The following is a 12,242-nucleotide window of genomic DNA, read 5'->3' on the forward strand; positions in this document are numbered from 1 at the left end:
CGCTTCACTAGTCGTGTCGCCAGTGATCGCCCGGAAACACGGGGCCCGTCGCACGCGACGTCAACGACGACCAAGGAGTGAAGACGACATGGCAAGGAAGCAGATCGCCGCCGTGCTCACCGTGACAGCGCTGACGCTGGCGCTCGGCGCGTGCTCGAGCGGCTCGGGCGAGGGCGGCGGCGAGGACGGCGAGCTCTCGGGCACCATCACGGTCCTGACCAACCGCACGGACATCGTGGACACCACGCTCCAGGACTACGCGGACCAGTTCCAGACGGCGAACCCAGGTGTGACGGTCGAGTTCGAGGCGATCACCGACTACGAGGGCGACGTCTCGATCCGTCTCAACACGCAGGACTACGGCGACGTGCTCCTCGTCCCGAACTCGGTCAGCAAGGATCAGCTCCCGCAGTTCTTCGAGCCCCTCGGCACGGTCGACGAGCTCGCGCAGGACTACCGCTTCATCAACGAGCAGGCCTACGACGGCGAGGTCTACGGCATCGCGACCTTCGGCACCGCGATGGGCTACGTCGTGAACACGAAGGTCTGGGAGCAGGCCGGCATCACCGAGCCGCCCGCCACGCCCGAGGCGTTCGTCGACGCGCTGCAGCAGATCGGCGAGAAGACCGACGCGATCCCGTACTACACGAACTACACCGACGGCTGGCCGCTCACGCAGTGGCAGAACAACCAGGGGACGCTCGCGGGGACCGACGCGGTGAGCATCCGCACGTCGCAGGACGCCCCGTGGTCCGAGGGCAACGAGCAGTACGCGATCGACGGGCTGCTCTACGACGTCGTCGCAGCGGGCGTCACGGAGGAGGACCCGACCACGACCAACTGGGAGGAGTCCAAGACTCTCCTCGGCACCGGCAAGGTCGGCGCCATGGTGCTCGGCTCCTGGGCCGTGCCGCAGATGAAGGACGCGGCCGAGGCCGCCGGCGGGTCCGCGGACGACATCGACTTCTGGCCGATGCCGTGGCAGACGGACGGGACGTTCTCCTCGACCGTCTCGGGCGACTACAAGCTCGCGATCTCGAAGCACTCCGAGAACAAGGAGGCGGCGCGGGCGTGGGTCGACTGGTTCCTGGACAAGTCGACGTTCGCCGCGGAGCAGGGCGGGATCTCGCCGCTCGTCGGAGCCCCCGCTCCCGACTCCCTCGCGACGTTCGACGCCCTCGGCGTCAACCAGGTCGAGCTCTCCCCGGCCCCGGCGGGCGAGGAGACGTGGGACAACGACATCAGCAACGAGGCGGAGATCGACCTCTGGGGCGACAAGTACCGCAAGCAGCTGGTCGACGTCGCCCGCGGTGCCGCCGACGGTGACAAGGAGTCGTTCTTCGCCGACCTCAACTCTCGCTGGTCATCCGCGCGCGCGAGCGTCGTCGGCTGACGCAGGAGTCCTGGTTCGCGCGTGGCCCCCGGCTCGCCCCGCCGGGGGCCACGCGCCCGTACCGACCGAAATGAGCATGACATGGCTGTGACCAGTCCGACCGTGGCGACTCCGACCGAGTCGCGCCGACGGAGCGCGACGTCCCGACCGCCGAGGCGGCGGTCCGGGGCGCTCACCCCGTGGCTGTTCCTCGTCGTCCCGATCGGGCTGCTGCTCGTGTTCACCTACCTGCCGGTGGCGAACATGGTCTGGTACAGCTTCACGTCCTGGGACGGGCTCGACGCGGTGAAGGAGAGCGTCGGGTTCACGAACTACGTCGACATCTTCACGCGACCCGAGCTGTTCCGGGTCTTCTTCGTGAGCCTCTACTACCTGGTCGGGGCCCTCGTCCAGCTCGCGCTCGCCCTCTACTTCGCGACCATCCTCAGCTTCAGCACCCGGTTCCGGAACTTCTTCAAAGGCGTGATCTTCTTCCCCTACCTGCTGAACGGCGTCGCGATCGGCCTCGTCTTCCTCTACTTCTTCCGCCCGGACGGGACGCTGGACGCCCTGCTCGGGATCGTGGGCGTGCAGGACACGCCGCACTGGCTCGGTGACCCGTCCATCGTCAACTACTCGCTCGCCGGCACGTCCGTGTGGCGGTACATGGGGCTGAACTTCGTCCTTTTCCTCGGCGCCATCCAAGCGATCCCGGGCGACGTCTACGAGGCGGCCGACCTCGACGGCGCGACGTCGTGGCAGAAGTTCCGCTACATCATCTTCCCGGGCATCAAGCAGATCGTCGGCCTGTCGCTGATCCTCGCGATCTCGGGCGCGCTCTCCGTCTTCGAGATCCCCTTCATCATGACGAAGGGGGCCAACGGGTCCGAGACCTTCGTCATCCAGACCGTCGACACGGCGTTCCGGTACTCCAAGGTCGGCCTCGCGTCCGCGATGGCCGTCGTGCTGCTGGTCATCGTCCTCGTGATCAGCGCGATCCAACGCAAGTTCTTCCCGGACGAGAAGGGAGACCTGGTATGAGCGCCCCCACCGCACCCGCGCCGACCCGGATCACCACAGCGGACAAGATGCGCGGGGCCGCCGCCCGGTTCTCGAGGGGTGTCGCGCCGGTCGCCGGCCCGCTGGCCACGACGGCGAAGTACATCAGCCTCGTCGTCGCGTGCGCGGCAGCCGTCGTCCCGATCCTCACGATCTTCTTCGCGGCCTTCAAGTCCCGCGAGGAGTACGTGACGACCGGTCCGCTCGACCTGCCCCGGAACTGGTTCAACTTCTCGAACTTCACGAGGGCCTTCACGGACAGCGACATGCTCGCGGGCTTCGTGAACACCATGATCATCCTCGTCGTCGCGCTCGCCGGGACGATCCTCATCGGCACCATGACCGCGTACGCGGTGGACCGGTTCGACTTCCGCGGCAAGAAGCTCGTCATGGGCGGATTCCTGCTCGCGACGCTCGTCCCCGCGGTCACCACGCAGGTCGCGACGTTCCAGATCATCAACGGCCTGGGGCTCTTCAACACCCGCTGGGCCGCGATCGTGCTCTTCATGGGCACGGACATCATCGCGATCTACATCTTCCTGCAGTTCATGCGCTCCATCCCGCGCTCGCTCGACGAGGCTGCGATGCTGGACGGGGCGAACCGCCTGACGATCTACGCGCGCATCATCTTCCCGCTGCTCAAGCCGGCGATCGCCACCGTCGTCATCATCAAGGGCATCGCGATCTACAACGAGTTCTACATCCCCTTCCTCTACATGCCGTCGAGCAAGCTCGGCGTGATCTCGACGACCCTCTTCCGGTTCAAGGGACCGACGGGGTCGGAGTGGGAGGTCATCGCGGCCGGGACCATCCTCGTGATCGTCCCGACCCTGATCGCCTTCCTCCTCCTCCAGCGACACATCTACAACGGCCTGACCGCAGGAGCCACCAAGTGACCTTCACCGCCACCCCCGTCCCCGCGACGACCCGACGCGAGCTGCACGACGGCTGGACGGTGAGCGCCGGCGCGGGGCCCGTCCCCGCGGGGACGGTCGTCTCCGACGTCCCGGCCACGGTGCCCGGGAGCGTGCACACCGACCTCCTGGCCGCCGGGCTGATCGCCGACCCGTACCTCGACGACCACGAGCGGCTGCTCGCGTGGATCGGCCGGACCGACTGGGTGTACACCACCCGTTTCGCGTGGGCGCCGGAGGGGCACGAGCGGCACGACCTCGTCTTCGACGGCCTCGACACCGTCGCGGAGGTCCGGCTGAACGGCACGGTCGTCGGCACCACGGCGAACATGCACCGCACCTACCGGTTCGACGTCGGCCCGCTGCTCGTCGAGGGGGAGAACGAGCTCGCGGTCCGGTTCACGGCCCCCGTCCCGTACGCCGACCGGCAGAGCCTGCTCCTGGGCTACCGGCCGCAGGTCAACCAGCACCCGTTCAACGCGATGCGCAAGATGGCGTGCAGCTTCGGCTGGGACTGGGGCCCCGACACCGCGACGTCCGGGATCTGGCGCCCGGTGCGGCTCGAGTCCTGGTCGGTCGCGCGTCTCGCCCAGGTGCGCGTCCACGCGACGGTCGTGGGCGAGCCGGGCGAGGCCCTGGCGTCCGCGGCCGGGCGCGTGCGCGTGGTCGCGGAGGTCGAGCGCTCCGGCGCGGCCGGGACCGGTCACGGTCCCGCGCCGCTCACCCTCGCGGCGTCCGTCGCCGGGGTGCGGGTCCAGGTGCCGGCCGACGCCGACACGGTGGAGGTCGACGTCGTCGTGCCCCAGGTGGACCTGTGGTGGCCGCGGACGCACGGTGACCAGCCGCTCTACGACGTCGTCGTCGAGCTGCTGGCCGAGGGCGCGGACCTCGACGCGTCCGCCCGCCGCGTCGGCTTCCGCACCGCGACGCTCGAGATGGAGCCCGACGAGGACGGCACGTCCTTCCGGTTCGTCGTCAACGGGGTGCCCGTCTGGGTGCGCGGGGCGAACTGGATCCCGGACGACGCGTTCCCGCACCGCGTCACGCGCGAGCGGTACGCCGCACGGATCGACCAGGCGGTCTCCGCGAACCTGAACCTCCTGCGCGTGTGGGGCGGCGGGATCTACGAGTCGGACGACTTCTACGACCTGTGCGACGAGCGGGGCGTCCTCACCTGGCAGGACTTCCTCTTCGCCTGCGCGGCCTACGCGGAGGAGGAGCCGCTGCGCTCCGAGGTCGAGGCCGAGGCGCGCGACAACGTCGTGCGCCTCGGGCACCACGCGTCGCTCGTGCTGTGGAACGGCAGCAACGAGAACATCTGGGGCTTCCACGACTGGAGCTGGGACAAGCGCCTCGACGGCCGCACGTGGGGCCTCGGGTACTACACCGACCTCTTCCCGCGCGTCGTCGCGGAGCTCGACCCGGACTGCGCGTACACGCCGTCGAGCCCGTGGTCGGGCAGCCTCGACGTGCACCCGAACGACCCGCGGCACGGCTCGATGCACGAGTGGGAGCTGTGGAACCGCCAGGACTGGCCGCACTACCGCGACACCGTGCCGCGCTTCATGGCCGAGTTCGGCTGGCAGGGGCCGCCCTCGTGGTCCACGCTCACGCGCGCGATCAGCGACGACCCGCTGACCCCCGAGTCGCCCGGGATGCTCGTCCACCAGAAGGCGATGCAGGGCAACGACAAGCTCACGGACGGGCTCGTCGCGCACGTCCCGCTGCCCGACGCGATGGAGGACTGGCACTGGGCCATGTCCTGGAACCAGGCGACCGCCGTGCGCACCGCGCTCGAGCACTACCGTTCCTGGAGCCCGCGCTGCATGGGCGCGGTCGTCTGGCAGCTCAACGACTGCTGGCCCGTCACGTCGTGGGCGGCGGTGGACGGCGACGGGCGCGCGAAGCCCCTCCTGCACGCGCTGCGCCACGCCTTCGCCGACCGGCTGCTCACCGTCCAGCCGCGCGGTGCGGACGGTCGGCTCGTCGTCGCGGTCGTCAACGACTCGGCCGAGCGCTGGCGGGGCGACCTCGTCGTCCGGCGGACCCGCTACGACGGGGTCGAGATCGAGGCGGCGAAGATCCCCGTCGACGTCGCGGCGCGCGCGACGGCCACGGTCCCGCTGTCGGCCGACGTCGCCGTGCCGGGCGACGCCGCGGAGGAGCTCCTCGTCGTGTCCCTCGGCCACGAGAGCGCGACCTGGTTCTACGCAGAGCCGCGTGACAGCGCCCTGCGCAGCCCGGCGCTGCACGTCGAGGTCACCTCGACCGACGACGGCGCCCGCGTCCGGGTCACGACGGACACCCTCGTGCGGGGCCTGTCCCTGCTCGTCGACAAGGTGCACCCCGACGCCGTCGTGGACGACCTGCTCGTGGACCTCCTCGCCGGCGAGAGCGTCACGTTCCACGTCACGGCGCCGGCACCGCTGGACCGTGCGGCGCTCGCGGACCCTCAGGTCCTGCGGAGCGTCAACCAGCTCGTCGTGCGCCGGACGGCGGTCCCCTCGTGACCGCGGCGGCGATCGACCGCGCGGCGCGGGCCGGGGTGCGCGAGGAGCTCGCGTGGACCGAGCGGGGGACGCACGTCGCCTGGCTGGACGCGCACACGCGCGCCCTGCTCGGGTTCGGTCGGCGCGTCGTCGTCCCCGGGGGCGGTGCTGCGTACCTCGACGCGGACGGCGTGCCGGACCCGGCGGCGGGCGTGCAGACCTGGATCACGTGCCGGACGGTCCACGTCTACGCGCTCGGCGCGATGCTCGGGGTCCCCGGATGCGAGCCCGTGGCGCGTGGCGCGCTCGACGGGCTGCTCGGCCCGCTCCGCGACGCCGAGCACGGCGGGTGGTTCCACGCCCTCGACGCGCAGGGCGGACCGGACCGGGCGGCGGGCAAGTCCGCCTACGACCACGCGTTCGTCCTGCTCGCCGCGTCGAGCGCGGCGCTCGCCGGGCTGCCGGGTGCACGCGGGCTGCTCGACGACGCGTGCGCCGTCTTCCTCGACAGGTTCTGGGACGACGCCGCCGGCCTCGTGGTCGACACGTGGGACGTCGCCTTCGAGGACCTGGACCCGTACCGCGGGTTGAACGCGAACATGCACGCGGTCGAGGCCATGCTCGCCGTCGCCGACGCGACGGGCGACCTCGCCTGGCGCGACCGCGCCGCGAGCGTGGCCCGGCTCGTCGTCCGCCTCGCGGCGGCGCACGACGGCCGACTGCCCGAGCACTTCGACGCGACGTGGATGCCCGACCTCGAGCTCAACGCCGACCGCCCGGCCGACCGGTTCAAGCCGTACGGGGCGACCGTCGGGCACGGCCTCGAGTGGTCCCGCCTCCTCCTGCACCTGGAGGGTGCGCTCGGAACGCTCGCGCCACCGGACCTCCGTCCGACGGCGGTCGTGCTGTTCGACCGGGCGGTGGCGGACGGGTGGGCGGTGGACGGCGCCGACGGCTTCGTCTACACGACGGACTGGACCGGCGCCCCGGTGGTGCGCGAGCGCATGCACTGGGTCGTCGCCGAGGCGGTCGCCGCGGCCGACGCGCTGCACCGGCGCACCGGGGACGCGCGGTACGCCGACCTCTACGCGACGTGGTGGGACTACGCCGTGACGCGCGTGGTCGACCACGCGCGGGGGTCGTGGCACCACGAGCTCGACCCGTCGAACCGGCCCGCCGGGGCGACGTGGCCGGGCAAGCCGGACCTCTACCACGCGGTCCAGGCGACCCTGCTGCCCCGGCTGCCGATCGGCCCGTCGCTCGCGCGCGCCGTCCACGACGGGCAGGTGACCTCGTGACGCGCTTCCTCGTGGTCGGCGAGGCGCTCGTCGACGTGGTCCCCGACGGCGCCGGCGCGACCCGTGACCTACCCGGCGGGAGCCCTGCGAACGTCGCCCTCACGCTCGGCCGGCTGGGTCGGGACGTCGTGCTGTCGACGGCCCTGGCCCCGGACGACCGGGGTGCCCGGGTGCGAGCGTGGCTGCACGCCGGCGGCGTCGTGGTCGAGGCCCACGCGCCGTCGACCGGTCGCACGTCTGCCGCGACCGTCACGCTCGACGCCGCCGGGCAGGCCACGTACACGTTCGACCTCGCGTGGGAGCTCGGCCCGGTGCCCGTCGACGGGGTCGACGTCGTGCACGTCGGGTCCGTCGCCGCGGTGCTCGCGCCGGGGGCCGACGCGGTCCGGGACGTCGTGCGCCGGGCGCGCGCGACCGCCGTCGTCTCCTACGACCCCAACGTGCGCCCCGCGCTCGTCGACGACCCCGCGGTGGTCCGCGCGCGCGTCGAGGAGCTGGTCGCGCTCGCGGACGTGGTCAAGGTGAGCGACGAGGACCTCGCCTGGTTCGCCCCCGGGACCGATCCGCTCGACGTCGCCCGCCGCTGGTCGGCGTGGGGCGCGGCCCTCGTCGTCGTGACGCGCGGGGGCGACGGCGCGGCGCTCGTCCGCCACGACGGCCGCGTCGTCGAGGTGCCGGGCCGGGCGGTCGACGTCGTCGACACCGTGGGCGCGGGGGACACCTTCACCGGGGCCCTCCTCGACGCGCTCGCCGCGCGCGGCGTGCAGGGTCCGGGCGGGGCCGACGCCCTGCGCCGGCTCTCGGACGCCGCCGTGCGGACCGCGGCCCGGTCCGCCGCCGTCGCGGCGTCGGTCACCGTGTCGCGTCCGGGCGCCGACCCGCCGACGCGCGCCGAGCTGCGGACGGCCGAGGGCCCGGTGCGGCCCGCGCCGTTCGCGGGGGCGCCCGTGGCCGGCATGACCTGGGGCTGGACGGGCGTGCGCGGGACCTGGACCGGCCCCGAGGCGGAGCGCTCCATGGACGAGCTGCAGGTGCTCGGCGTCGACTGGGTCGCCGTGACGTTCTCGGCGAAGCAGGGCACGCCGCAGTCGACGACGGTCCGCTACGGTGACGAGCCGACGGTGACCGACGACGAGGTGCGCGCCGCGATCCGTGGTGCCAAGGCCCGGGGCTGGAAGGTGTGCCTGAAGCCGGTCGTCGACTCGGCGGACGGGACGTGGCGCGCGTTCATCGGGTTCTTCGACGAGGACGTCCCGGGCGAGCCCTCGTGGGACGAGTGGTTCGCGTCGTACACGGAGTTCGTCGTGCACCATGCGCGCATCGCCGCGGAGGAGGGTGCGGAGATGCTCTGCGTCGGGTGCGAGATGGTGCGCGCCGACGGGCGCGACGCCCAGTGGCGTGCGCTCGTGGCCGCGGTGCGCGAGGTCTACGGCGGGCTCGTCACCTACAACTGCGACAAGTACCAGGAGGACCGCGTCACCTGGTGGGACGCGGTCGACGTCATCGGCAGCTCGGGCTACTACCCGGCCGGGACGTGGGACGAGCACCTCGACCGGATCGAGGCGGTCGTCGCGCGCGAGGACAAGCCGTTCGTCTTCCTGGAGGCCGGCTGCCCCAGCCGCGAGGGCTCACCGGCGCGACCGAACGACTGGACGCTCGCCGGCCCGCCGTCGGGCGAGGCGCAGGCGAGCTGGCTCACCGAGATGTTCGAGGCTTGCGCGGAGCGGCCCTGGGTCTCGGGGTTCTTCCTGTGGGACTGGCCGTCGCCGCTGTACGCCGCGTCCGAGGCCGCCACGAACGACGACTACTGCATGTACGGCAAGCCGGGTGCGGACGTCGTGCGGCGCGCCTACGAGGAGCTGCGGGCGCGCTCGCGCGACTGATCCTCCTCGACCCTGGCGCGCGAGCGGGCCGGGCGCGTCCGTCCGGCGCCCCGGCCCGCTCGTGACGCTGCCCGCAGGTCGCGGCGGTGCGGCGTGGACGGCGCCCCGAGACGGACGAGAACGACCCTGGAATTCTCCTCGGGGATGCACTAACTTCGACATGAAGCGCTTAAGCGCTGTCGGCGTCAACGGGCCGCGACGGGCCCGGCGAGGGTTCGCGGTCGAGCCCGACGACGACGTCCGCCGACAAGACCGGGCGACGACGCCCGGACCGGGAGGAAGATCGATGAGACGACTGTTCGCCATCGCCCTGAGCGCGCTGCTCGCCCTGCTCGTCGTGCCGACGCTCGCGCAGGGTGCGAGCGCCGCGAGCGACGGGTTCTCCGTCCGGGGCGGGACGATCTACGACGCGAACGGCAACCGGTTCGTGCCGGTCGGCGTCAACCACGCGCACGCCTGGTACCCGACCCAGACGCAGTCCTTCGCCGACATCCGTGCCGCCGGTGCGAACACGGTGCGCGTCGTGCTCTCGGGCGGCCGGTACGGGACGAGCTCCGCGTCCGACGTGAGCGGCGTCGTCGAGCGCTGCAAGCAGAACCAGCTCGTGTGCATCCTCGAGAACCACGACACGACCGGTTACGGCGAGGACGGCAGCGCCCGGTCGCTCGCGAGCGCCGCGCAGTACTGGACCAGCATCGCGTCGGTCCTGCGCGGCCAGGAGCGGTACGTGATGATCAACATCGGCAACGAGCCCTACGGCAACTCCGGCTACCAGAGCTGGACGACCGACACCGTCGCGGCGATCCAGACCCTGCGCGGTGCGGGTCTCGACCACACGATCGTCGTGGACGCCCCGAACTGGGGTCAAGACTGGTCCTTCACCATGCGTGACAACGCCCCGACCGTCGCGGCCGCGGACGACAACGTGGTCTTCTCCGTCCACATGTACGGCGTCTTCGACACGGCGGCCGAGGTGCGCGCCTACCTCGACTCCTTCACGAGCCGCGGGCTGCCGATCATGGTCGGCGAGTTCGGCGACAACCACTCGGACGGGAACCCCGACGAGGCCACGATCATGAGCTACACGCGGTCCCAGGGCCTCGGGATGCTCGGCTGGTCGTGGTCCGGCAACGGGAGCGGCGTCGAGTACCTCGACATGGTGAACGGGTTCTCCGCGGGCTCGCTCACGCCGTGGGGGCAGCGGTTCGTCCACGGCGCCGACGGGCTCCAGGCCCGCAACGCGCCCGTGGCCTCGGTGTACGGCGGTGACGGCGGTGGTGACGGCGGTACCGGCACGGCGCCCAACGGGTACCCGTACTGCGCGAGCGCGTCGTCGGACCCGGACGGGGACGGCTGGGGCTGGGAGCGCAGCGCCTCGTGCGTCGTGCGCGGCTCCGCCGCGGACACGGGTCCGGGTGGTGGCTCCGGGAGCGGGAGCACGGCGCCGAACGGGTACCCGTACTGCGCGAGCGCGTCGTCCGACCCCGACGGGGACGGGTGGGGCTGGGAGAGCAGCGCGTCGTGCGTGGTGCGCGGCTCGGCGGCCGACCGGTGACCCGGCGCTGATCGGACCCGCAGGGGTGTCCTCGCGCCGGTCGGGTCGACCGGCGCGAGGGCGCGCAGGGTGGTGGTCGCGACGCTCGATCCACCCCTGTGCGCTGATGAAGCGATTCATCGACGTGGCGGTCAAGGAATGACCGTCTGGTGCATCCCGGAACACCCGGGAATGAACGAAGGAGTTCTATGACAACGCACGACGTGCCCTGGACGAGGGCGCTCACGGCGACGGTCGTCGCGCTCGGCGTGGCGGGGGTGTCGGCCCTCGCGCTCGCCCCGACGGCGACCGCGAGCTCGACGCAGGAGGGCCTCCACGTGGTCGACGGTCGGTTGGTCGAGCCGGACGGGTCGGACCTGGTCCTGCGCGGCGTCAACCACGCCCACACCTGGTACACCCACGAGTCCCAGTCGTTCGAGGACATCAAGGGCACGGGCGCCAACGCGGTGCGCGTCGTCCTGTCGAGCGGGGACCAGTGGACCCGCAACGACCCGGCGGACGTCGCGCGCGTCGTCCGCGAGTGCGACGTGAACCGGCTGGTGTGCGCCCTGGAGGTGCACGACACGACGGGGTACGGCGACGAGTACGCGCCGGCGGCGGTGTCGCTCGACCGCGCGGTCGACTACTGGGAGGACCTCTACCCGACGCTCGCCGGCACGGAGGACAGGGTCCTCGTCAACATCGGCAACGAGCCGATCGGCAACGGTCCGATCGCCGACGAGTGGGCGGCGCGGACCTCGGCCGCGGTCCAGCGGCTGCGCGACATCGGGTACGAGCACACGATCGTCGTCGACGCCCCGAACTGGGGCCAGGACTGGTCGCGGACGATGTACTCCCAGGCGCAGCAGGTGTTCGACGCCGACCCCGACGCGAACGTCGTGTTCTCGGTGCACATGTACGAGGTCTACGGCGACGGGGCGGTGGTCACGGACTACCTGGAGCACTTCGTCGACGCCGGCCTGCCGCTGATCGTCGGCGAGTTCGGCCCGGCGCACTACGGCAATGACGTCGACGAGGACACGATCCTCGCCGAGACGCGGCGCCTCGGCCTCGGCTGGTTCGGGTGGTCGTGGAGCGGCAACAGCGGAGGCGTGGAGGACCTCGACCTCGTCCAGGGCTTCGACCCGGAGCAGCCGTCGCCGTGGGGCACCCGGCTGTTCGACGGCCCGGACGGCTTCACCGAGACGTCGCGCGAGGCGTCGGTGTTCGCGAGCCGCGCCGACGGCTGCTCGGCCGAGCTGGAGGTCCTGTACCGGTGGCCCGGCGGCTACCAGGGCCAGGTCCGGGTGGACTTCGGCGGAGAGCCCGTCTCGACGTGGTCCACGTCGTGGCGGGTGCCCGCGGGAAGCGAGCTCGTGCAGTCCTGGCACGGGGCGCTGACGGTCCACGACGGCGTCGCGACCGTCGCCGCCGAGTCGTGGAACGCGAACGTCCCGGCCGGCGGGACGATCACCTACGGCTTCACCGGTCGTGGCGACGCGCCCGCCCTGCCCCCGGTGGTCGACTGCTCCGCGAGGTAGCGGCCCGGTCCGCGAGGTAGAGGCGTGGTCGTGACCACGCCTCTACCTCGGCGGCCGGGTCAGACGGTATGAGTAGCTCCCGGGTCGGCCCGGGTCGCGCGGGCGGGGCCTCGCTATGAAGGTCGTGGGTTACCGAGCAGATTGCCCTGCCC

The 12,242-nt window shown here is 72.0% G+C and carries 8 protein-coding genes; all 8 read left to right on the forward strand.

Features of this window, described 5'->3' with window-relative positions; genetic code table 11:
• Nucleotides 1-88: 88 nt before the first annotated feature.
• The 8 genes from ACZ402_RS04995 (at nucleotide 89) to ACZ402_RS05030 (ending at nucleotide 12,090) form a co-directional block, all read left to right on the forward strand.
• Nucleotides 89-1,393: an ABC transporter substrate-binding protein gene (locus ACZ402_RS04995; RefSeq protein WP_375824310.1), complete on the forward strand. Its 1,305-nt coding sequence runs from the start codon at nucleotides 89-91 to the stop codon at nucleotides 1,391-1,393.
• Between the two features lie 81 nt (nucleotides 1,394-1,474).
• Nucleotides 1,475-2,413 carry a carbohydrate ABC transporter permease gene (locus tag ACZ402_RS05000; protein WP_375824311.1) on the forward strand — a complete coding sequence of 313 codons (939 nt, stop codon included), beginning with the start codon at nucleotides 1,475-1,477 and terminating at the stop codon, nucleotides 2,411-2,413.
• Between the two features lie 47 nt (nucleotides 2,414-2,460).
• On the forward strand, nucleotides 2,461-3,327 hold the full coding sequence (locus ACZ402_RS05005) for a carbohydrate ABC transporter permease (protein ID WP_375824323.1): 867 nt from the start codon (nucleotides 2,461-2,463) through the stop codon (nucleotides 3,325-3,327).
• Nucleotides 3,324-5,855, forward strand: coding sequence for a glycoside hydrolase family 2 protein (locus tag ACZ402_RS05010; RefSeq protein WP_375824312.1), 2,532 nt, complete (start codon nucleotides 3,324-3,326; stop codon nucleotides 5,853-5,855). The genes ACZ402_RS05005 and ACZ402_RS05010 overlap by 4 nt, the downstream gene beginning before the upstream one ends.
• Complete coding sequence (locus ACZ402_RS05015) at nucleotides 5,852-7,132, forward strand: AGE family epimerase/isomerase (RefSeq protein WP_375824313.1); 1,281 nt, start codon at nucleotides 5,852-5,854, stop codon at nucleotides 7,130-7,132. The genes ACZ402_RS05010 and ACZ402_RS05015 overlap by 4 nt, the downstream gene beginning before the upstream one ends.
• Nucleotides 7,129-9,015, forward strand: a complete 1,887-nt coding sequence (locus ACZ402_RS05020) for a PfkB family carbohydrate kinase (RefSeq protein ID WP_375824314.1) — start codon at nucleotides 7,129-7,131, stop codon at nucleotides 9,013-9,015. Before ACZ402_RS05015 ends, ACZ402_RS05020 begins: the two co-directional genes overlap by 4 nt.
• Before the next feature lie 286 nt (nucleotides 9,016-9,301).
• Nucleotides 9,302-10,570, forward strand: a complete 1,269-nt coding sequence (locus ACZ402_RS05025) for a cellulase family glycosylhydrolase (RefSeq protein ID WP_375824315.1) — start codon at nucleotides 9,302-9,304, stop codon at nucleotides 10,568-10,570.
• Nucleotides 10,571-10,758: 188 nt separating this feature from the next.
• Nucleotides 10,759-12,090, forward strand: a complete 1,332-nt coding sequence (locus tag ACZ402_RS05030; protein ID WP_375824316.1) for a cellulase family glycosylhydrolase — start codon at nucleotides 10,759-10,761, stop codon at nucleotides 12,088-12,090.
• Nucleotides 12,091-12,242 lie beyond the last annotated feature (152 nt).

It is taken from the genome of Cellulosimicrobium sp. NPDC030954 (assembly GCF_055571305.1).

Bases quoted from the DNA above. Each gene is read 5' to 3' on its own strand.
- ACZ402_RS04995 (WP_375824310.1), top strand. From the start codon at position 89: ATGGCAAGGAAGCAGATCGCCGCCGTGCTCACCGTGACAGCGCTGACG.
- ACZ402_RS05005 (WP_375824323.1), top strand. From the start codon at position 2,461: ATGCGCGGGGCCGCCGCCCGGTTCTCGAGGGGTGTCGCGCCGGTCGCC.
- ACZ402_RS05000 (WP_375824311.1), top strand. From the start codon at position 1,475: ATGGCTGTGACCAGTCCGACCGTGGCGACTCCGACCGAGTCGCGCCGA.
- ACZ402_RS05025 (WP_375824315.1), top strand. From the start codon at position 9,302: ATGAGACGACTGTTCGCCATCGCCCTGAGCGCGCTGCTCGCCCTGCTC.
- ACZ402_RS05030 (WP_375824316.1), top strand. From the start codon at position 10,759: ATGACAACGCACGACGTGCCCTGGACGAGGGCGCTCACGGCGACGGTC.